The sequence below is a fragment of the Faecalibacterium sp. An122 genome, assembly GCF_002160895.1.
In the GTDB taxonomy this organism is placed as follows: Bacteria; Bacillota; Clostridia; order Oscillospirales; family Ruminococcaceae; genus Faecalibacterium.
The window spans coordinates 36,658-57,558 of the sequence record NZ_NFLL01000015.1 but is presented as its reverse complement, the minus strand read 5'-3'; the positions used below and the strand labels follow the sequence as shown (position 1 = coordinate 57,558).

Sequence of the window (20,901 nt, the reverse complement as noted above, 5' to 3'; positions counted from 1 at the left end):
TTGAAAATAAATATAGCGGTTTTTGGACGGTTTGTCAATACGCAAACCCGCTCCCTGTGCAGTTTCACAAACCTTTCCCAGAGCGGGACGGGGCCGTCTCAGTCCAGACGGAACACCTGTTCCAGCTTGGGCTGGGCGCCGGTGACCGGGTCCATCTCCAGCTCCAGAATATCCTTCATGTACTCGTTCCACCGGTCCACCACCGGGCTCTCGGCCTGAACCTTTTCGGCGTAGGCCACGCCCTTTTCGCACTCATAATAGCCGAACAGCTCATCGTTCACATAGAAGATGCTGTAATTGCAGATGCCCGCCGCTTTCAGCACCTCCACCATCTCGGGCCAGATCTCCTGGTGACGGCGCTGGTATTCCTCTTTGCAGCCGGGCTTGATCCGGCCTTTCCATGCCATGTGTTCCATCTCGCATACCTCCGCTGTGCAGTGTTGGGGCGGCGGCCCGCCGCCGTTTTCCCCGTAAAGATACCACACTTTCCCCCGGATGTAAAACGTTCCGGGCCCAAAGGGCACAATAGATGGAAAAAGTTCAATTTCTTCTGCAAAAAGTACAACAAACTCGTTCCGGTTTCGGGTCATCTGTGCTACAATGGGGGTATTCCCGGATTTGGTTTCAACCCACGAGGACTCCTATGCACAAACCTGAAACCGCTGCACTGATTTTCTGTACCCTTCAAGCCCCAGATCACCGCGCCCCCGCCGGGCCGCGGCGGACTTTCTGCGGGCTTTTTTCTATTGGACACCAAGGAGGCACCCCATGACTTTGCTGGAACAATGCCAGATCTGGCACACCCATGATCAACACCAGAAGATTTTCGATGCCCTCGAAGCCCTGCCCCCGGAGGAACGGACCGCCGCCACCGACATGGAGCTGGCCCGGGCCTGCAACAACCTGGCCGATCCCCAGACCCCCGAAGGCCAGGCCCTGCTCCGCCGGGCCATCCGGCTGATGGAGGCGCATGCCGATGCGCTGCAGGACACTTACAGCTGGAATTTCCGGCTGGGCTACGCCTACTATTATCTGGACGAGGAGGGCCCGGCCCTGCGGTATTTCACCCGCGCCCTGGAGCTCCACCCCGGCGACAGCCCCGACGTCAACACGGCCGCGGACATTCAGAGCTTCATGCAGGACTGCCGCAGCCGTCTGGCCCTGCCCCGGTTCCAGAAGACCTTCCGGGAGCGGACGGCAGCCGCCTGGGCAGCTTTTGCCCAGGGTGAGGAGCAGCTGCGCCGTCTCCTGGACGCCGGAGACGAAGAAAGCAGCCGCCAGGCCGTGGCCCTGTGCGGGGAGCTTCTCGCCCCTGCTCTGGAGAACACCCAGTTCGCCCTGGGCCGCACCCAGGAAAAGTATTTGTTGATGCTCACCCCCGAGGGCAGCCGCCCCCGGCTGTTCGCCGTGGATTATTTCAAGCGCCACGCGCCCGCCGAAGTTCTGGACCGGTGGGAAATTCTGGCGGGCCGCCAGCCGGAACCCGGCTTTGTGATGGTCTCGGAGAGCTGGGAGATTGCCCCGGCAGAGGTTCAGGTCTGGGTGGAGCAGCTGGGCGAGGACGGCGACCCAAGCGTGGGCCTGACCCTCTACTGCGAAAAACTTCTGCCCCTGCTGCAGCAGGACGAAAACCACGCCTGGTGGATGCTCTCGGTCCTCACCGACCAGATTCTGGGCGAAGTGGCCAGCATCCGGCTGGTGGGCTCCTTCCAGGTGGTGGACGCCCCCATGGATGGGGCAGCCGTCTCTCTGGACCAGCTGCCCGCCGCCCTGCAGGAGATGGGCCTGGACCTCTCCCCCGACCCCAAGACCTGCATCGAAGGCTACAGCAGCTATCACTTTGACCCTGAACCGGACCCCGACGCCGACTGGCGGAGGGATGTGATCGCCGGCTCCACCAACTGCCCGCCCCTCCTGATGGGCTATCTGGAAGAGGACGACCGTGCGATGGACGACTATCACCGTCAGGGCATCGCCGCCGGCTTTTTCTGCTGGCCTCTGGACAGCGCCCAGCCCGATGAGCGCACCCGGCAGTTTTTCGAGTTCCGGGACGCTCTGAAAGAAGCCCTGACCCAACAGGCCGGCCCCGACGCCTTGACCCTGACCGGAGACGCAGTGGGCATCCACTGCGGGTATCTGGACTTTGTGGCCTGGGATCTGCCCGCCGTTCTGGACGCTGCCAAAGCTTTCTTTGCGTCCAGCAACCCCGCCTGGGCCAACTTCCACAGCTTCCGGCGGAACGTCTCCACCATCCGCCTGTTCACCCGGGACGACGGCTCCGCCCTGGACCCCGAGACCGGCTCTCTCCTGAGCCGCCAGGACATCCAGGCACTGGAAGCCTGCTGTGAGTCCACCACCGGCTATTTTTACAAGATGCTGGGCTACCTGCAGGATTTCATCCAGGATGGCATTGAGGCCGGACGGTTCACCCAGCGGCAGGCGGAGCAGGACTTGCAGATCGCCCTCTGGTACGCCTACGCCTGCAACAACATCGGCGAATACGAATACTATTACCGGGCAGCCCAGTGGATGCCCGCCTCTGAAGTCAACGCCGCCGGCTGCGGCACCTGGTACTACCGCTATTCCTGTGCCCTGACCTATTGCGGCCGCCTGGAGGAGGCCCGCCAGTACGCCGAGGCCGGCCTGCGGGAGGAACCCGACTACCCCTGGACCTGGCTTCAAGCGGCCAAGCTGCGGGCCCACTTCGGAGACAAAGCCGGTGCGCTGGAAGCCGTCCGCCAGGGCCTGGAACGGGTGCCTGGAGATTACGAGTTCCTGACCCTGCGGGAGGAAATCCAGACCGGGGCCAGCCTGGAACAGATGGAGTATCACTGGATCGACCCCGGCGCCGACGGCGTTCTGCAGGAAGGCACCGACGCGGAAGCCGACGAAAAGCTCCGCTCCATCTCCTGCATCACCACCAACCCCAAGGGTCTGGCCCAGTTCCACGCCATCTTCCGGCCCGACCCCGACGACTACGAAAAGGACGCGCCCTATTGCAGCTTCCATTACCCGGTCAAGGGCCACCCGGTGGAGCTGGTGTTTGCCATGAACGAGGCCGCCCTCTCCAAGCTGGACCCTGCATGGCTGCGGACCCAGAAACAGCGTCTGGACAGCGGCCGCTGGCTGACCCGGCAGGCCTCCCTGGACGAGACCGGCACCCTGCAGCGGGTTCTGTTCAGTCTGGGCCGGCAGGTGAGCCTGATTTACAAGACCAACCGCAAGGACGCTCCCTATTTCCAGGTATGGCTGGACAACGACGGCAACCTGACCGCCCGCCCTGACAGCGAAAAGGACAGCGAGCCGGACACCGCTCCCCTCTGCTACACCGAGGAACAGATGCGGGCGGTGGAGAACCACATCGCCGCCAGCTTCGGCGCCTTTGAGAACGTGCTCCACGAGGCCGAGTCCCCCGATATTCACATCGACCTGTGCATGGTGCCCCCCACCGAGGACCGGCCCTACTGGACCCTGGTCACCATGGGGATGGGCGCCTACCGGATGAACATTCCCCGGGAGCTGGCCGCCTACCATCTGGAACGGGCCGAGCTGGCCATCTGCCTGCCCCCGGAGTGGAAACTGGACCCCGCCTCCCTTCGGGAGGAGCGGTGGTACTGGCCGGTGCGGCTGCTGAAATCCCTGGCCCGGCTGCCAATCTCGGAGGATACCTGGCTGGGCTGGGGCCACACCACCGACAATCAGGAGCCCTTTGCCCCCGGCACCGACCTGTGCGCCGCCATTCTGGTCGCCCCGCCCCAGCTGGAGGACGGTCAGGAACGGTGCACTCTGCCCGGCGGCGAAACGGTGAATTTCTATCAGGTGATTCCCCTCTACCGCAGCGAGCTGAACTACAAACTGGCCCACGACGCCGACACCCTGCTGAACCGGATGGACTGGGTCAGCTTTGTGGTGGACCCCGCCCGGCCCGACGCCACCACCGTCGATCCTCCCGCCTGGGATCATCCGGTCCTGGACGACGCCCAGATGCACCTGGAAAGCATTCATGAAAAGGCTCTTTTGGTGGATGAAGTCGCCGTATTCAATCACATGGCCATCTACCTGCGCTGGTGCATCGAACACGGCTTGATGTCCACCGTTTTCGCCGAGGACTACGCCGCCGTCATCCACCGCCTCCGGGAGGACCCCGCCCACACCGATCTGCGCGGCTTCATCCGGGACAAGCTGGCCGGACAGCTGCTGTTGAACTTCTTCAGCCCCGAGGGGGCGGCCTTCAGCGCGTTCTATTACGCCGGCGAGGACCCCAGCTATCCCGAGGACATCGACGCCCACGCCCTAGATTATTTCGGCCCCGAGCGCTATGTGTCGGAGGAGTTCCAGAACGAGGCCTATCTCTTTGTCCCCTACGACGAGGCCTACTACCAGGCCATGGCTCAGGTGATCCAGAGCCGGTGGGACCGCTGGGCGCAGGAAATCGCATCGGATGCCGCCCTTTCCGGCTCCTCAAATTGACATTTTCCGGGCGGTGTGCTACCATTTTTTCGATGTGTGAATCTTGAGGTGCAGGAGGTTATTGATTGTATGCGCGCACTCCCCTATGAAAATTACATTTTCGACCTGTACGGAACCCTGGTGGACATCCACACCGACGAGGACAAGCCCGAGGCCTGGGCGGCTCTGGCCCGATTCTACAGCTATTACGGCGCGGTTTACACCCCCGACGAGCTGCAGACCGCCTACAACCGTCTGACCCAAGAGCGGACCGCCAACTGCCGCGGCCTGCGCCGGGACAGCCACGAGGCCTTCCCCGAAATCGAGATCGAGGAGGTTTTTCTGGCGCTTTTCACCGAAAAAGGCGCCAACGTCAGCAAAGACCTGGCCGTTCATGCCGGCCAATTCTTCCGCGCCATGACCACCGAGTACCTCCGTCTGTACGACGGCACCCTGGAGATGCTCCGGATGCTGCGGGAAAGGGGCGCCAAGCTCTACCTGCTGTCCAACGCCCAGGCCATCTTTACCGCCTACGAGATGCGGGCCCTGGGGCTGGACAAGGTCTTTGACGCGGTGTATCTCTCCTCGTCCTGCGGCTGCAAAAAGCCCGATCTCCGTTTCTTTGAGCTGCCGCTGAAAGAGCACCATCTGGACCCTGCCCGCTCCATCATGACCGGCAATGACGCCGCCTGCGACATCGCGGGGGCCAAAGCCGCAGGGCTGGCCACCCTATACGTCCGCTCCAATATCTCCCCCAAGGAGCCCCTGCCCGACGCCGATTTTGTGATGCTCGCCATGGACATGGCCCAGATGGGCGCACTGCTGTCGGGTGAAGCCCAGCCGTAACACTTCCAGACAAAAAAGCTGCCCGGTGACCTGCATCGGGCAGCTTTTTCTTATGCGTTTTCCAGACGGAGGCAGTCTTTCAGATACTGACCGGTGCGGCTGGCCGGTTTTTGGGCCACCTGTTCGGGTGTGCCGGCAGCCACAATCCGCCCGCCAGCCTTTCCGCCGCCGGGGCCCATATCCACCACGTAGTCGGCGTTCAAAATCATATCCAGATCGTGTTCAATGACAACCACCGTGGCCCCCGCCTCAATCAGCCGCTGGAACACCCCCAGCAGCACCCGCACATCCAGGGGATGCAGGCCGATGGTGGGTTCATCAAAGACAAACACGGCGTCGCCCTGGGCTTTGCCCATCTCGGCGGCCAGCTTGAGCCGCTGGGCCTCGCCGCCCGACAGGGCCGGCGTCGCTTCTCCCAGGGTCAGATAGCCCAGGCCCAGATCGTCCAGTACCTGCAGCTTGTCTGTCACCTTTTTGTGGCCCGCCAGCCGCTCCAGGGCCTGCTTCACCGTCATTCCCATCAATTCGGGCAAAGAGACGCCGGGGTCGTCCCCGGCCGCTTTCTTGGGACGGCAGCGGACCGCAGAGGCGGCTTTTCCGTAGCGGCGGCCGCCGCAGTCGGGGCAGACGATCTCCACATCCGGCAAAAACTGGACGTCCATGGTGATCTGACCGGTGCCGTCGCAGCCGGGGCACCGGAGGGAACCGGTGTTATAGGAGAAATCCCCTGCCTTGTACCCCCGGGCCTTTGCCTCGGGCGCGGCGGCAAACAGACGACGCAGATCATCCAGCACTCCACTGTAGGTGGCCACGGTGGACCGCACATTCACCCCGATGGGGGTGGCGTCGATGAGGTCGATCCGCTGGACGCCGGGGGCCTCTGCGGCTCCCACATGACCGGGCAGAGGCTGGCCGGCGGTCTTCGCTTTCAGGGCAGGGATCAGGCTCTCCAGAATCAGGGTGGTCTTGCCTGATCCGGACACTCCCGTCACCGCAATCAGCCGCCCTTTGGGCAGGTCCAAATCCAGCGCCTGGACGGTATGAAGGGGCCGGGTGGACAGCCGGATATGCCCCTGATCGAACATTTCTTCCGCAGATGCCCGCACCCGGGCCGTGGATTTTTCCTGCCCGTTCAGAAAACCGGCAATCAGGGACCCCGGCGTGCTGCCCACCTGCTCCACGGTTCCCTGGGCCAGAACCCGACCGCCGTATTCCCCGGCGCCGGGGCCCATCTCAATGACCCAGTCGGCGGCTTTCAGGACCCGGACGTCGTGGTCCACCAGAACCACCGAATTTCCGTGGTCGATCAGGTCCTTCACCACCCCCAGCAGACCGTCCACATTGGAGGGGTGCAGGCCGATGGAGGGCTCATCCAGCACATACAGCACTCCGGTGGTGCGGTTGCGCACCGCACGGGCCAGCTGGACCCGCTGCCGCTCGCCGGTGGACAGGGTGGCGCCCGCCCGGTCCAGGGACAGATACCCCAGTCCCAGTTCCATCAGCCGCTGGGCGGTGTGGAGGAACTGGCGGCAGATGCTCCCTGCCATCTCCTGCATGGTCTGGGGCATGGCCGCCGGCACTGCCTCCACCCAAGGGATCAGCTCGTCCAGGGTCATGGCGGTGACCTCGGCCAGATTTTTGCCGCAGAGCAGGCTGGACCGGGCCTGTTCGCTCAGCCGGGTCCCGCCGCAGTCGGGACAGTCGGATTGTTTCAGGAACCGTTCCACCCGCTTCATGCCCTTGTCATCCTTCACCTTGGCCAGGGCGTTTTCCACCGTATAGACTGCGTTGAAATAGGTGAAGTCCAACTCCCCCGCCGATGCGCCGTTCTTGGGCCGGTAGAAGATGTGTTTTTTCTCCGCCGGGCCGTGAAACACAGTCTCCCGCTCCTGCGCGGTCAGCTGGGAGAAAGGCACGTCGGTGCGGACCCCCATCTCCCGGCAGACATCGGTCATCAAGGACCACATGAGGGAATTCCAGGGAGCCACCGCCCCCTCATCGATGGTGAGGGATTCGTCCGGCACCAGGGTGGACTCATCCACCGTCCGCACCACGCCGGTTCCCCCGCACCGCTTGCAGGCGCCCTCGCTGTTGAAAGAAAAACTCTCGGCGCTGGGGCCGTCAAAGGACACCCCGCACACCGGGCAGACCAGCGGCCGGCCCGCCGCCACATTCAGAGAGGGCGGCACCCGATGGCCGTTTGGGCAGCAATGGCTCCCCAGGCGGGAGAACATCAGCCGCAGCGGGTTGAGCAGTTCGGTGGAGGTGCCGAAGGTGCTCCGGATGCCCGGCACCGCAGGCCGCTGATGGAGGGCCAGCGCCGCCGGGATGGATTCAATGGAGTCGATGTTGGCCTCCGCCGCCTGGACCAGTCTCCGCCGGGTGTAGGCCGACAGAGCTTCCAGATAGCGGCGGGACCCCTCCGCATACAAAATCCCCAGCGCCAGCGAGGATTTGCCCGAGCCGGACACCCCCGCAATCCCCACCAGCTTGCCCAGAGGAATGTCCAGGTCGATGTTTTTCAGGTTGTGGACCCGCGCGCCCCGTATCTCAATATGATCTGCCATCTTCCAGCCTCCCTTATCCTGTATCGACCCTATTATAGCAGACTTTGCCCCATAAAAACAGCACGGAAACCAGCCCGTGCAAAGGCTCATTTCCGTGCTGTGCGGTTTTATGAAAGAAGGTTTCTCTGCAAAAATTCAGTCCGGGGCCGGCGGGGCGGATCAGATGCCGCTGGTGGCGGCGATCCGGCCTGCCCGGCGGCCAAAGGTCACGGTGCGGCCGCAGGCGGCGCCGGTGGACAGGTTGGGATAGGTGCCCGAGAAGTAGGCGCCCGAGTCATTGCCCACCACGTACAGGCCGGGAATGGGCTGGTTGTTGGTATCCACAGCGTTCATGTTCTGGTCGATCTGGATGCCGTCCATGGTGCAGAGGATGTAGCCGGTGTTCTTTGCACCGTAGAAGGGGGCCTTGCGGACGGCGCTCAGGCGGAAGGACTCCTTGCCGAAGTCCTCGTCCACGCCCTTGTCGTACAGCTCATTGTAGCGCTCCACGGTGGCCTCCAGGGTATCGGCAGGCAGGCCCAGCTTTTCGGCCAGCTCGGCGATGGTGTCGCACTTGAACAGGAAGCCGTCCTCGATCAGGCCGGGCAGCATCCCTTCCACCACCTGATAGGTCATGTTGGGGTCTGCGCCGTTGGGGAAGGCAAACATACGGCTGCAGCCGTGGGTCTTGAAGGACTGGATATAGGTTGTCCAATCGGAGTCAAAAATGGTATAATGGCAGTGATCCTCGTTGAACTCGTCGGCGTGGAGGATGCCCTCATAGGTGCCCGACTCGTTGAAGAACCGCTCACCCTTGGAGTTGACCTTCAGGAAGGGCTGGCTGCCCATCCAGAAGAAGCCGCTCTCGCCGCCCTCGGTCTGGGCGCGGCCGGGCACAGCGTCCGGCTTGAGGGCTGCACGGTCAAACATCATCATGCTGTGGGTCTCGTCGAACTTGCCGCCGGCCCAGATGCAGGCCTTGATGCCGTCGCCGGTGCAGCCGGGAATGGAACCGTTGCGGCCCACAATGGCCAGGTTCTGGGGCTGCAGGGCATCCATCATCTCATAGTTCATGGAGTAGCCGCCGGTGCAGACGATGACGCCCTTGGATGCGTTGATGCGGACGTAGTCCCCGTCCTCATTCTGGGCGATGACGCCGGTGACCCGGCCATCCTCCTTGGTCAGCTTGACCATGGGGGTGTTGTAGCGGAATTCCACGCCCAGGGTCTTGGCGTAGTCGGTCAGGACTTTGGCGCCGTCCAGCTCGTTCCCCTCGCCGTCGTCGCTGCCGGCCCAGCGGGGCGAGTGACCGGTGGCAAAGTGGACGTACCGGGAACCCTCGTCGTCGCCGCCGGCCTCATGCCACAGCTCGACGCCGCGCTCGGCCAGACGGTCGCCGTACCAGTCGATGGCCTCGCCCGACTCCTCGGCCCACAGCTTGACCAGGCGCTGGTCCAGGCGGCCCGCTGCAATCTTGGTCATCTCGGTGATGTAATCAAACTTGTCGATCTTGGTGCCCCATTCCTTCTGGTAGCGGCTGTCGATGGCGCCCAGGTCGTCCCGAACGCCGCCCGAGGTCAGCTTGTCGATGACCAGGGTCTTGGCGCCGTTCTCCCCTGCGCTGCAGGCCGCGAACAGGCCGCCGGTGCCGCCGCCCACCACCAGGACCTCGGTGTCCAGGGTCTCGACGATATCGCTGTCGGCGATCTCCGGCTCATGGCCCAGCCAGGCGGGAGTGCCGTCGTCCACCACCGGCGTTTCCTCTTCCTCGGTGGCCAGGCCCATGGCCTGCTCGATGCAGCTGGCGGCCGCTTTCTTGACGGCGTTGGAGGTGATGGTGGCGCCCGACACGGTGTCAATCTCGGAGCTCTGGGCGGCCATCAGGGCCTCCTGGAACTGCTCGGCCGAATCCACCGCCAGCTGGATGGTCTCCTTGGAGGTATCCACCTTTACCTCGGTGATGGCGCTGTCGCTGAAGGTCATGGTCACCGTCACGGCGCTGGTGCCGGTCTCGGTGGCCGAGTAGGTGCCGGGGGTGTAGATGCCGGCATTGCCGGCGGCAGAGGAAGCTGCGCCCTTGTCATTGGTGCAGGCGGCCAGAGCGCCGACGGTGGCTGCGCTCATGGCGGCGGCAGCCGTCGCCCGCAGAAAGCCCTTGCGGGAAATCTTTTCCATAGTTGTTGCTCCTTCGTTTTTCGTGTTTCCTGTTCGGCCTGTGATCCAGGCCCGGACGGTTTGTTACTTCCTTAACCATCCACTTGCCCTTTATTGTACACTTGACAGCAACCCGCAGGTCAAGAGCCTTGTCACCTTTTGCGCGCAGTCAGGAGGAAAACATGCATTCTGAGTCACATTCTCCCAAATACCGGATCGGCGAATTCGCCAAACGGATGGGTGTGTCGCCCCACTTCCTGAAATACTATGAAGAAACCGGCATCTTGAAGCCCGACACCCAGGAAAACCACTACCGCTTTTACAATTTGTGGGACGCCAGCGTCATTCTGGAGTGCAAGCGGATGAAAAACATGGGTTTCTCTGTGAAGGAAAGCCACAAGATCGTCACCGACAGCACCGCCGCCGACCTGGAGCAGATGCTCCAGATCCACCAGCAGGCCCTGACCGACGAGCTGAAGCAAAAGCAGCTGATCCTGGAAGCCCTACAAAACATGAGGGCAGACCTCAAGTTGTGCCAGGCCGGGGAATGGCATATCCGCACCGTGCCGCCTGTATGGTTTCTGCCCCACACCCTGGAACAGCAATTCGTCAACGACGCCGGCACATACACCCAGCTGGACCGCTGGGTGGAGGCCATGCCGGTGGTGCATTCAGCTCAGCGGGTAACGCTGGACCAGCAAAATCACTGGCAGCCCGAGTGGGGATTCTCGGTCCCGGCGGACAAAGTCGAGGCCGCGGGGCTTATGCCCGAGCCTCCCGCCGTCCTGCTGCCCGCCGGCCGGGTTTTTGAGCAGTATCTTTCCTATCCGGTCCACCGCGAAACGGCCCAGGAGGAGCACAATCAGCAGTACGCCCGGGCTCTGGAGCACATCCGCCATCTGAACCTAATTCCCGGCCGCATCATCCTCAAGGAAATAGTCAGCTACACTTTGCAGAACCACATCCGCCAGTCCTATTGTATCCTCCGTGTCCCGGTGGAGGAGCCCTGAATTTTTGTATAGCAAAACAAACGCCCCTGCGCCTTGTTGTTCAGCGCAGGGGCGTTCTTTTTATAGAGATTCAGCTCTCTCAGGTCATGGATGGAAAAATCCTGCCGGGACTCTTTCAGGGACTGATGCGCCCCGAGCGGCCTGGCTTAAAATCCTGCCAGCGCCGCCGCCAGTTTCAAAACGCCCGCCAGCACCATAACCACAATGGCGTTCATCTTGCCCTTTTGGAGAAGGAAAACGCTGATCCCAAATATAACCACCAGGACCCAGTTGGTGCTCGCCAGACGGATCACCGCTCCCGAGCCCCAAAAGGCAGAAATCAGAATCGAAATTCCCGCGGCGGCAATCATAGCCACCACCGCCGGGCGCAGGGAGGCCAGCACCCCCTGCAGCAGATCCAGACTGCGGTATTTGAGGTACAACCGGGCAATCAGGATGACGATGATGCAGGAGGGCAGAATGCAGCCAAAGGTGGCCGCCAGCGCGCCGGGAATTCCGGCGATTTTGATGCCCACAAAGGTGGCTGCATTGATGGCGATGGGGCCGGGGGTCATCTGGGAAATGGTGATGAGGTCGGTGAACTCCGACATGGCCAGCCAGGCGTGCTGGTCCACAATCTGGCTTTGAATCAGTGGGACGGCGGCGTATCCTCCGCCAAAGCTGAAGGCCCCGATTTGCAGAAAGCTCCAAAACAGCTGCAGCAGAATCATTTGGACCCCTCCTTCCGGCTGAGCAACGTCCGCACCACGCCCAGCAGGGCGCAGACCAGAACCACAATCACCACATTCACTTCAAAGAAACAGGTGGCGGCAAAAGCGGCCATCATAATCAGGACGGAAGATGTATTTTTGCTCTTGACCACGTCGGCCCCCATCTCCCATACCACCGAGGCAATCACCGCGCCCACGCCGGCCTGCATTCCTTCCAGCATCTGGCCGATGATGAAATTGGTGCGGAACAGATCATAAAAGACCGACACCGCCGAGATGATGACAAAGGGCGGGATGATGGTGGCCACAATGGCCACCAGAGCCCCCAGCATTCCATCCAGCTTGTAGCCCACCACAATGGCGCCATTCACCGCAATGGGCCCCGGGGCCGACTGGGCGATGGCCACCAGATCCAACATTTCATCCTCCTCGATCCAGTGGTATTCGTCCACAAACTTTTTCTTCATCAGGGTAACGATGACATACCCGCCCCCAAAGGTAAATGCGCTCAGGTAGAGGGTGGAAACAAACAGCTTGGTGAGCACTTTGACCCGATCCTTCATGCCGTCCTCCTTTTGACCATAGGTTTGTATATCAGCAGACCCATTATAATCATCCCGGCCCGGGCGGACAACCCCCAAAATACGACGTTCTTTGCCTCTGGTGTTTTGGGACGGATCAGTCGGTACAGGTCACCGTCATTTCTGCGATGAGGGCCTCGGTGCCGATATCCACAAAAATCCCCACTGCGCCGTGCTGCCCGCTGCCATGCTTCATATCCCGAACCACCAGCACCGGCTCCTCTGCCCCGTCCAGATAAAACGACGCGGTGCTGTCCTGTATCACCGCCCTGAGGATGAACCATTCATTCAGGGCCACCTCCACCGGCGCCTCATAGGCGGTGATGCCAAACTCCCGGAAATAGTCGAAGGTATACCCCGGATAGGAAAAATACTGGCATCCATGGGCTTTGCGGACGGGGTCGGTGCAGCCGCGGCCATTGGTGGGCCGGACGTAAAATGATTCAAACTCGGCATCCGCCTGGTTGGCCCGGTAGACAATCCCGATGAATCCACGGGCAAAGTCGGGGGCGTCCGGCAAAAGCCGGCTCTTCATCTTTACCTCAATTACACCGTTGTGGAACGAAAGCTCCTTGAGCTTTGCGTAAGTGTTCTGGTCATAGAGGTGGATTTTCTCCCGTTTCACCACCCGCAAAACTGGTACGCCGTCCTCCGATGCTTTATCCACAGCGGTGTGGACAGCGGCAAACGATTCGGGTGACAGAACAATCTGCTGTTTCATTTTGGTTTGCTCCTTTCCGGCGGGGTCCGCCGTGCGTCTTGCTGCCGTGCCTGGTTGGCTCCGGTCGGTTGATGTCCCTTTCATAATACCAGAAACCCGCGCCTCTGTACAGTACGCACAAATTTGCAACCGACTCCTTGCCCCGCCCTTGCAGTCTGTCCCCTTCTAGGCTATAATGAAATTTAGGCGAAAGCCCGCCCAAAAACGGCCCTGTCCGGATTCACTTCGGCTCGGCCCCCTGTGGGCAGTTCAAACCAAATCCATCCATCATCAACCGAAAAGAGGGATTTTTTGGAATATTACGGCACCATCGGCCCGGCCTGCGCCGATTCTGACACCCTGCAGAATATGGTCGAAGCCGGCATGACCGGCATTCGGATGAACCTCTCCCATGGCTCTCTGGCCGAGCATGCCGACTGGCTGGAACTGATTCACCGGGCAGGCATCCCCGAGCTGCTGATTGATCTCCAGGGCCCTGAACTGCGAATCGGTCGCCTGACCGAGCCGGTCTTTTTGAAGGCGGACGGTCCCCTTCTGCTGGGGGCTCAGGGGATTCCCTGCCCTGCCGCTCTGGTGGAGGAGGCGGCGCCGGGCCAGGAACTTCTGCTGGACGACGGCCGGCTGCTGGCCCGGGTGGACGCCGTGTCCGGCGGCACTCTGCACTGTACTGTCCTGCGGGGCGGGCTGCTGGAAAGCCGCAAGAGCATTGCCGCGCCGGGATTGGAAATCCATTCCCCCACCCTCACCGCCGAGGACCTCCAGAATCTGGACATGGCTGTCTCCTGCGGAGTGACGGGGGTGATGCTGCCTTTTGTCCGCGGCGCCGAGGACCTGCAAACCCTGCGCCAGGCTTTGAACCAGGTCGGCGGCGAAAAAATCCGCATTTTTGCCAAAATTGAAAACATGGCCGGCGTCCGGGCGCTGCCCGAGCTGCTGCCCCTGGCCGACCACATCGTGATTGCCCGCGGGGACCTGGGCAACGCCATGCCTCTCTGGGAGCTGCCCGCCTGTCAAAAGCGGCTGGCCGCTGCCTGCCGCCAGGCCGGAGTCCCCTTTATGGTGGTGACCCAGCTGCTGGACAGCATGTGTGCCCGGGCGGTGCCCACCCGCGCCGAGGTCTGCGACATCTACAACGCCGTTCTGGACGGGGCGTCCAGCCTGATGCTCACCGGCGAAACCGCAGCAGGCCGCTGCCCGGTGGAGGCCATGCAGTATCTGGTCCGGACCGCCCGCACCGCGCTCTGAGTTTTCCGGTGGACAAGCCGGAGAACACAGCGTGTATTCCTTCCTCTGCTCTACAACATCAAACGGCCGGGACCAGAAATCTGTCCCGACCGTTTTTCTTTTGATTTTGACTTGATGCCGGGGCAGAAAGCGGTTTATTCGGCCTGCTCCATCTCCCTTTTCCGCCAAATGACAATCCAGGCCCCCGCATACACCGCCAGATACGCCACCGACAGCCCCATGATGAGGGTATATTTCCGCTGCAGGCCTGCGGTGTAGCTCTCCGCGGTCTGATCGGCTTCCACCGTGATGTAGGCGTCCTCCTCGGGGATGGACAGGACCCGCCGCTCCACCGGTCCCTCCTCATATTTCTGCTCTGCCAGAGTCCGGGCTGTGCTGCCCTCCACCTGCCACCGGTAGCCGGAGCCGTCGGTGGTCTTATAGTAAACCATGTAAACAATTTTGGTGGGATGGGTACGCCCATACCGCCCGGTGGCGTTGTTTTTTACCGAGATAGGAAGGATATCGTAGGGCACAAAGGTATGCACCCCTTCATCCACATAGCTGTCCGCCGGGCGGATGGAGGCATAATCCCGGGCTCCGACATAGAGACTGGCGGCCGCCAGAATCAGCAGCGGAATGCTGAGCACTCTCCCGAGGTTTTTCGCCTTCTCCATCCAGGCAGCTGCCCGCTCCAGGCGAGCTGCGGGCACTTTTCCTTTCGCTTTAAGGGCGGCACTGCGGTGCCGAAACAGCTTCACGCAGAGGAATCCCACCCCCACGACGGCCCACACCACCGCCAGAACCATAGTCAGCGGAACCAGAAAAACCAGGATAAACCCATTGGAGAGCAACACGGGGAAACAGGCTATCAGCAGTCCCCAGCCCGCCAGTCCGCCCAGCAGGTTCATTCCCAGCCACAAGTACCATCGGTTCAGCTGCAGCCGCTGGGAAAACAGATTCCCCGCCAGAACAAAATAGACCGCTGCCGCCGCAGGAAACCCATAGAGAAACCACCTCATATCGTTCCCCGCTGCGATCAAAAAACTCGCCAGCAGTGCGCCGGCATACAGCACAGCCGACCCCAAAACAGCCGCGGCTCTTTTCATCTTGTGTTCCTCCTTTTGTCCGCATCTTTTGCCCAAAATCCGCGCCCGTCATCCCACGTCCGCTGGGCGGGCACCCCCACGGCCTGCCTCCATCAAAGAGCGGGCGCTTCGCGCTGATTGGAACCAATATCTGCTCTTGCAGTTATTATACCGTGTCCGCCAAAGCGGACCAAAACCGATCCATGCACAGCATGCACCTCTGGGTCAAATAACCGCTTCTGCGGTTATTATACCATTGCTTTTCTGCATCGTCCATCCTGCGTTCTGTCCCCGGGCATGGGAACCGGCTTTTTCTGTTCTTGCAGGATGGCGCCCCGACCGGTATAATGAACCTGAACACACCGACCCAAAATGGAGGAACCCACTATGACCCCTGCCCGTCAAACCCAAATCGAAGCTTATGCCTGGGCCTGCCGTCAGGAACAGGCCGACCTGCTGCGCACTCTGGGCCGGATTCCTGCCCCCTCCCGCCGGGAAGACCGCCGCGCCGCCTTCTGCCGGGACTGGCTGCAGGCCCAGGGCGCACAGAATGTCACCATCGATTCGGCCAAGAACGTCATCTGCCGTCTGGGCCCCAGAGACTGCACGTCCTTTGTGGTCTTTGCCGCCCACACCGACATTGTTTTCCCTGACCTGGACCCCCTGCCCATGCAGGAGGAGGGCGGCAAGCTGTTTGCCCCCGGCATCGGGGACGACACCGCCAATCTCGTCAATCTCCTGCTGGCCGCCCGGTATCTGATCCAACATCAGGTGCAGCTGCGCCAGGGCGTCCTGATTGTGGCCAACGCCTGCGAGGAAGGGCTGGGCAATCTGGACGGCACCAAAGCCCTGTTCGCCGCCTACGGCGACCGGATTGGGGCGTTCTATTCCTTCGATCTCTACATGCCTCTGTGCTGTGACACGGCCGTGGGTTCCTATCGCTACCGCATCACCTGCAAAACCCAGGGCGGGCATTCCTACGTCGATTTCGGGCGGCCCAGCGCCATCCAGCTGCTGTGCGGCATGGTGGAAGAACTATACCAGATTCAGCCCCCTGCCCAGGCCAAAACCACCTTCAACGTAGGCCGCATCGAGGGCGGCACCACCGTGAACTCCATTGCACAGGAGGCCTCCATGCTGTACGAGTTCCGCTCCACCGACCAGAGCTGTCTGGACCAGATGGAGCAGAAGTTCCGTCAGGCGGTTGCCCACTGGGAGGGCCGCGGCGGTGACTTCGAGGTGGAATTGCTGGGGGTGCGGCCCGGCAACGGCCCCCTGGACCGCGAGGCTCTGGCCCTGTTCACCCGGCAGAGCGACGAAATCATCCGCACCTTCACCGGGCAGGAACCAGACCACACCCCCAACTCCACCGACAGCAACATTCCCCTTTCTCTGGGCATCCCGGCCAACACCATCGGCACCGTGGACGGCGGGCTGCCCCACACCCGCCAGGAATGGGTGGACCTGGACAGTCTGCCCACCGGCCTCAAGATCGTCCTGGCTCTGATGCTGGAATACGCGCAGGAATGAGACTTATCCCGGGCCAGGCGGGCTGTCCCCTTCTGAATAAAAACGCGGAGGAATCGCGCTGCACCTAAGGGGCAGCCGGTTCTTCCGCGCTTTGTTTTGGACGGGACGGCGTCAGGCCGTCAGCCGTGTTCCGGTTCTTTTTTCTGTTCCAGCAGGGCCGGAATGGTGGTCCGCCGCTCCTGCTCCAGCAGCTGGCTGGTATGCAGTTTCCGGTCCAGATTGGCCTCGTAATCCCGGGCAAAATAGCAGGAAAACAGCACATTCAAAATATAGAGAATCGAGTTTTCGGTGGCGAAGGTGGAAATCTTGCTGTACAGCCGCTCCCGGGAGGAGATGCTGAAGGTATACCGGGCCGCGCTGCGCAGCAGGTTTTCCCCCGCGCTGGTGATGGCAATAATCGGCACCCCTGCCCCCTGCAGGATGGGCAGGATAGCCCCCGTCTCCTTGACGCCGCTGTTGCCCGAGTAGGAGATCACGATGGCGCAGTCGGTCTTTTGCAAGGCACTGGCCAGCAGGCCAAAGGTTCCCTGGACCGGGATATCCACCACCCGGCCGATGCTCAGCATTTTGCGGGCAAACAACTCCCCCAGCAGGCTGTTGGGACTGATGCCGAACAGGCCGATCCGCCGGGAACGCTTCAACAGGTCCACCGCTTCATCCAGCGGGGCGTGGTCCAGCAGGTCGGCTGTATCCAGGACGCTTTCCACCTGCAAAGAGCAGATCTGGTTGATGATATCCTGGCGGCTCGACTGGGCGGTAAAGGGAAAGTTGGGGTCGATGTCGGTGTAGTGGGATTCCTGGTATTTTTGTTCCTCCACAAAAGCCTTGAGAAAGGCCCGCCAGCCCGAAAACCCCAACTCTTTGGCAAAGCGGACCAGGGCCGCCTTGGAGGTATAGGTGGCGTCCGCGATCTCCTGGATGGAGTAGCGGTAGAGATGGGACTTCTCCTTTAAAATAAACTCGCCGATGTTCTTCCGGGTGCCGCCGCCATAGAGGACGGCTGCCTCCTCCACCCGCTGGATCAGATTCACACACAACACCTCCTGGCAGAAAGACCGCCCGTTCCGATACGCCTATTGTATCAGGTCCGGGCGGTCTTGTCGATTGGTTTTTCTCAGGCTTCTCCCAGGTCAGCTCCGTTGGTGGCAATCACCTGCTTGTACCAATAGAAACTCTTTTTGGGGATGCGGCGTTTGGTGCCGCGGCCTGCGTCGTCCATGTCCACGTAGATAAAACCGTATCGCTTGCTCATCTCGCCGGTGGAAGCAGACACCAGGTCAATGCAGCCCCAGCTGGTATAGCCCAGCAGCTCGACGCCGTCCTCATTCACCGCCTTCTCCATGGCCTGGATATGGCGGCGCAGGTAGTCGATCCGGTAGTCGTCCCGGACGGTGCCGTCCGGCTCCAGGGTATCCCGGGCGCCCAGACCGTTTTCCACGATGAACAGCGGTTTCTGGTAGCGGTCGTAGAGGTTGTTCAGGACAATCCGCAGGCCGGTGGGGTCGATCTGCCAGCCCCATTCGCTGGACTGCAGATGAGGATTGCGGAGGGTGGTGGCGGCATTGGTGGTGACGGCGGCCCCTGTCCTGGACAGGTCGGCCGCGGTGCACCGGCTGGAATAATAGCTGAAGGAAACAAAATCCACCGTTCCCGCCGCCAGGGTTTCCAGGTCTCCCGGCTCCATCCGGGGCGTCACGCCCAGGCGCTCCATTTTCTTGAGGGCATAGGGGGCGTACCGGCCCCGGACCTGCACGTCGCTGAAAAAGTAGTTGACGTGGTCCTGCTGGATGGCGGCCAGCACGTCCTCGGGATCGCAGCTCCAGGGATAGTACGTACCGCCGGCCAGCATGCAGCCGATTCTGGCCTCGGGGTCGATGGCGTGGCCCAGCTTCACCGCCCGGGCGCTGGCCACCAGTTCATGGTGGGCCACCTGGTATTTGACCCGGTCGGGGTCCTCCCCCGGCCCAAAGCAGACCCCTGCGCCTCCAAAGGGCAGGTGCATCAGCATATTGATCTCGTTGAAGGTGATCCAATATTTCACCCGGCCCTTAAAGTGCCGGAACAGCACCTCGGCGTACCGAACAAAGGCGTCGATGGTCTTGCGGCTGCGCCAGCCGCCGTACTGGTTCAGCAGGTGTACCGGCAGCTCAAAGTGACAGATGGTGATGAGGGGTTCAATGCCGTATTTCCGCAGTTCATCCAACACCTTGTCGTAGAAGGCCAGGCCAGCAGGGTTGGGCTCGGCCTCCTCCCCGGTGGGGAAAAGGCGGGTCCAGCTGATGGAAAAACGGTAGCATTTGAAACCCATCTCTGCAAAGAGAGCGATGTCCTCTTTCCAGTGGTGATAAAAGTCGATGGCCTCATGGCTGGGGTAATACTGTCCGGCCGGCAGGGTGCGGGGGTCCAGCAGTCCTTTGGAGACGGCGGCGCGGTCAGGTCCCCAGGGCACCAGGTCAATGATGCTGGGACCGCGGCCATCGGCATCGTAGCCGCCCTCGCACTGGTTGGCGGCGGTGGCGCCGCCCCAGAGGAATCCATCCGGGAATCGGTTTGCCATCTCAGTTTTCCTCCGTCTTTTCAAATTTCAGGGACAGGATATAGGTGACAATCGCCGTAACCACTGCGGTAATCACCAGAGCAATGATGATGTTGTAGAAATACATCATGGTATCGTCGCCGATGTACAGCAGAATGGCGGGCAGACCGGAGGAACCGGTGGCAAAGCGGTGGGTGTGGGTCAGGCCGGCGTAGAGGCCGCCGCAGGCGCCGCCGATCATAGCGGCGATCAGGGGGTACTTCTTGGGCAGGTTGACGCCGTAGAGCACCGGCTCGGTAATGCCCATCAGGGCGGTGATGCCGCCGGAAGTGGCCACCTGGCGCTCCTTGGTGTTTTTGGTGCGGAGGCTGACCACCAGGGCAGCCACGCCCTGGGCAATGTTGGAGCAGACGCAGCCGGGTCCAAAGATGCTGTCGTAGCCCAGTTCCGCCATCTGCATGACGCCCAGGGGGGCGACGCCGTTGTGGAGGCCAAACATGACCATCAAGGGCAGCAGGCCGCCGATCAGGACGGCGGGGGCCCAGCTGGCGTTTTCGGCCAGGAAGTTAAAGACCAGGGCCAGATACTCGCCCACCACGCTGCCGATGGGGCCCAGAACCGCCAGGGCCAGGGTGCCCATCACCAGGAAGGTGAGCATGGGGACAAAGACCAGGTTGACCGACTTGGGAATGATCCGGTTGAGGGCCTTTTCCACATAGGCCTGCACAAACACTACCAGAATGATGGGGATGACGGTGCCGGTGTAGCTCACCAGGTGGAAGGGGATCAGGTCAAAGAACCGCACCGGCTCCCCTGCTGCCACCATGGCGCCCCAGTTGGGGTGCATCATGATGCCGGCCACAGCGGCGGCCAGAATCGGGTTGCACTTGAGCTTCTGGGCCTCGGTAAAAGCCAGCAGAATGGGCAGGAAGTAAAAGACCGCGTCGGCAAAGAAATTGAAGATGGCGTAGGTCTGGCTGGTGGAATCCACCAGCTTAAAGACCACCAGGAGGGCCAGCAGGGCTTTCAGCATGCCGGCGCCGGACAGGGCCGGGATGATGGGCTGGAACACGCCCGCCACAAAGTCGATCACCCGCTCAAAGGCGCTCTTTTTCTGGGCGGGGGCCGTGTCCGCCTGGGCGGCGGGCTGGTTGGGCAGCAGCGGCTGGATGGCGTCGAACACTTCGGCCACGTCGGTGCCGATGACCACCTGATAGACACCGCCGTTCAGAATCACCTTTTTGACGGCGTCCAGTTTTTCCAGGCCGTCCTTGTCCGCTTTGGATTCGTCCGCAAGGGTAAAGCGAAGGCGGGTCTGGCAGTGATAGAGATTCTTGATGTTTTCTGCGCCGCCGACGCCGGCCACGACGTCCTGGGCGATCTGCTTGTAATTTTTACTCATATGAAACTCCCTTCACATCTCGGTTGGCGGAAGGGATGCGCTCCGGATCGCTCCCTTGTTCTGGGAATATTATACCAAACAGCGCTTGATTTGAGCAATATTCA

Annotated in this window: 15 protein-coding genes; 5 read left to right on the top strand and 10 right to left on the bottom strand. The window is 61.6% G+C overall.

Annotation, left to right across the window (positions count from 1 at the left end; genetic code table 11):
- Positions 1 to 98: 98 nt before the first annotated feature.
- Entirely contained in the window at positions 99 to 416 is a 318-nt protein-coding gene (locus tag B5E67_RS10100; protein WP_087365483.1) for an L-rhamnose mutarotase, read from the bottom strand.
- Between the two features lie 352 nt (positions 417 to 768).
- Between B5E67_RS10100 and B5E67_RS10095 the strand changes: the two genes are divergently transcribed.
- Positions 769 to 4,470 carry a suppressor of fused domain protein gene (locus B5E67_RS10095; RefSeq protein ID WP_204246547.1) on the top strand — a complete coding sequence of 1,234 codons (3,702 nt, stop codon included), beginning with the start codon at positions 769 to 771 and terminating at the stop codon, positions 4,468 to 4,470.
- Between the two features lie 69 nt (positions 4,471 to 4,539).
- Positions 4,540 to 5,295, top strand: a complete 756-nt coding sequence (locus B5E67_RS10085) for an HAD family hydrolase (protein WP_087385117.1) — start codon at positions 4,540 to 4,542, stop codon at positions 5,293 to 5,295.
- Between the two features lie 50 nt (positions 5,296 to 5,345).
- Here the strand turns inward: B5E67_RS10085 and B5E67_RS10080 are convergent, their stop codons facing one another.
- Both B5E67_RS10080 and B5E67_RS10075 read right to left on the bottom strand, forming a co-directional pair.
- Positions 5,346 to 7,862, bottom strand: coding sequence for an excinuclease ABC subunit UvrA (locus B5E67_RS10080; protein ID WP_087385115.1), 2,517 nt, complete (start codon positions 7,860 to 7,862; stop codon positions 5,346 to 5,348).
- 159 nt (positions 7,863 to 8,021) lie between these two features.
- A complete protein-coding gene (locus B5E67_RS10075; RefSeq protein ID WP_087385113.1) occupies positions 8,022 to 10,016 on the bottom strand; it encodes an FAD-dependent oxidoreductase in 1,995 nt (664 codons plus the stop codon).
- Between the two features lie 161 nt (positions 10,017 to 10,177).
- Between B5E67_RS10075 and B5E67_RS10070 the strand changes: the two genes are divergently transcribed.
- The gene (locus tag B5E67_RS10070; protein ID WP_087385111.1) at positions 10,178 to 11,005 is read left to right on the top strand and encodes a MerR family transcriptional regulator; all 828 of its coding nucleotides are present in this window, start codon (positions 10,178 to 10,180) and stop codon (positions 11,003 to 11,005) included.
- A gap of 146 nt (positions 11,006 to 11,151) precedes the next feature.
- Here B5E67_RS10070 and B5E67_RS10065 read toward each other — a convergent pair whose 3' ends face one another.
- From B5E67_RS10065 to B5E67_RS10055, 3 genes are all read right to left on the bottom strand, one after another.
- On the bottom strand, positions 11,152 to 11,715 hold the full coding sequence (locus B5E67_RS10065; RefSeq protein ID WP_087385109.1) for a chromate transporter: 564 nt from the start codon (positions 11,713 to 11,715) through the stop codon (positions 11,152 to 11,154).
- Positions 11,712 to 12,278, bottom strand: a complete 567-nt coding sequence (locus tag B5E67_RS10060; RefSeq protein WP_087385108.1) for a chromate transporter — start codon at positions 12,276 to 12,278, stop codon at positions 11,712 to 11,714. Before B5E67_RS10060 ends, B5E67_RS10065 begins: the two co-directional genes overlap by 4 nt.
- Before the next feature lie 115 nt (positions 12,279 to 12,393).
- On the bottom strand, positions 12,394 to 13,017 hold the full coding sequence (locus B5E67_RS10055) for a hypothetical protein (protein ID WP_204246546.1): 624 nt from the start codon (positions 13,015 to 13,017) through the stop codon (positions 12,394 to 12,396).
- A 291-nt stretch (positions 13,018 to 13,308) separates the two neighbouring features.
- On the opposite strand from B5E67_RS10055, the gene B5E67_RS10050 reads away from it, so the two are divergent.
- Entirely contained in the window at positions 13,309 to 14,262 is a 954-nt protein-coding gene (locus B5E67_RS10050; RefSeq protein ID WP_087385106.1) for a pyruvate kinase, read from the top strand.
- A 134-nt stretch (positions 14,263 to 14,396) separates the two neighbouring features.
- On the opposite strand, the gene B5E67_RS10045 is transcribed toward B5E67_RS10050, so the two are convergent.
- Positions 14,397 to 15,350, bottom strand: coding sequence for a hypothetical protein (locus B5E67_RS10045; RefSeq protein ID WP_087385103.1), 954 nt, complete (start codon positions 15,348 to 15,350; stop codon positions 14,397 to 14,399).
- Positions 15,351 to 15,716: 366 nt separating this feature from the next.
- On the opposite strand from B5E67_RS10045, the gene B5E67_RS10040 reads away from it, so the two are divergent.
- Positions 15,717 to 16,859: a M20/M25/M40 family metallo-hydrolase gene (locus B5E67_RS10040; RefSeq protein WP_087385101.1), complete on the top strand. Its 1,143-nt coding sequence runs from the start codon at positions 15,717 to 15,719 to the stop codon at positions 16,857 to 16,859.
- A 119-nt stretch (positions 16,860 to 16,978) separates the two neighbouring features.
- On the opposite strand, the gene B5E67_RS10035 is transcribed toward B5E67_RS10040, so the two are convergent.
- The 3 genes from B5E67_RS10035 to B5E67_RS10025 all read right to left on the bottom strand — a co-directional run bounded on the left by B5E67_RS10035 (position 16,979) and on the right by B5E67_RS10025 (position 20,797).
- Positions 16,979 to 17,890: a MurR/RpiR family transcriptional regulator gene (locus B5E67_RS10035; RefSeq protein ID WP_087385099.1), complete on the bottom strand. Its 912-nt coding sequence runs from the start codon at positions 17,888 to 17,890 to the stop codon at positions 16,979 to 16,981.
- A gap of 83 nt (positions 17,891 to 17,973) precedes the next feature.
- Positions 17,974 to 19,416 (bottom strand): 6-phospho-beta-glucosidase, encoded by a 1,443-nt coding sequence (locus tag B5E67_RS10030; protein WP_087385097.1) that lies wholly within the window; start codon positions 19,414 to 19,416, stop codon positions 17,974 to 17,976.
- 1 nt (position 19,417) lies between these two features.
- The gene (locus tag B5E67_RS10025) at positions 19,418 to 20,797 is read right to left on the bottom strand and encodes a PTS transporter subunit EIIC (RefSeq protein ID WP_087385095.1); all 1,380 of its coding nucleotides are present in this window, start codon (positions 20,795 to 20,797) and stop codon (positions 19,418 to 19,420) included.
- Positions 20,798 to 20,901: the final 104 nt, after the last annotated feature.

Coding starts and splice junctions, on each gene's coding strand:
- B5E67_RS10100 (WP_087365483.1), bottom strand. CDS start 416: ATGGAACACATGGCATGGAAAGGCCGGATCAAGCCCGGCTGCAAAGAG.
- B5E67_RS10060 (WP_087385108.1), bottom strand. CDS start 12,278: ATGAAGGATCGGGTCAAAGTGCTCACCAAGCTGTTTGTTTCCACCCTC.
- B5E67_RS10030 (WP_087385097.1), bottom strand. CDS start 19,416: ATGGCAAACCGATTCCCGGATGGATTCCTCTGGGGCGGCGCCACCGCC.
- B5E67_RS10085 (WP_087385117.1), top strand. CDS start 4,540: ATGCGCGCACTCCCCTATGAAAATTACATTTTCGACCTGTACGGAACC.
- B5E67_RS10040 (WP_087385101.1), top strand. CDS start 15,717: ATGACCCCTGCCCGTCAAACCCAAATCGAAGCTTATGCCTGGGCCTGC.
- B5E67_RS10065 (WP_087385109.1), bottom strand. CDS start 11,715: ATGATTCTGCTGCAGCTGTTTTGGAGCTTTCTGCAAATCGGGGCCTTC.
- B5E67_RS10070 (WP_087385111.1), top strand. CDS start 10,178: ATGCATTCTGAGTCACATTCTCCCAAATACCGGATCGGCGAATTCGCC.
- B5E67_RS10045 (WP_087385103.1), bottom strand. CDS start 15,350: ATGAAAAGAGCCGCGGCTGTTTTGGGGTCGGCTGTGCTGTATGCCGGC.
- B5E67_RS10095 (WP_204246547.1), top strand. CDS start 769: ATGACTTTGCTGGAACAATGCCAGATCTGGCACACCCATGATCAACAC.
- B5E67_RS10080 (WP_087385115.1), bottom strand. CDS start 7,862: ATGGCAGATCATATTGAGATACGGGGCGCGCGGGTCCACAACCTGAAA.
- B5E67_RS10025 (WP_087385095.1), bottom strand. CDS start 20,797: ATGAGTAAAAATTACAAGCAGATCGCCCAGGACGTCGTGGCCGGCGTC.
- B5E67_RS10055 (WP_204246546.1), bottom strand. CDS start 13,017: ATGAAACAGCAGATTGTTCTGTCACCCGAATCGTTTGCCGCTGTCCAC.
- B5E67_RS10075 (WP_087385113.1), bottom strand. CDS start 10,016: ATGGAAAAGATTTCCCGCAAGGGCTTTCTGCGGGCGACGGCTGCCGCC.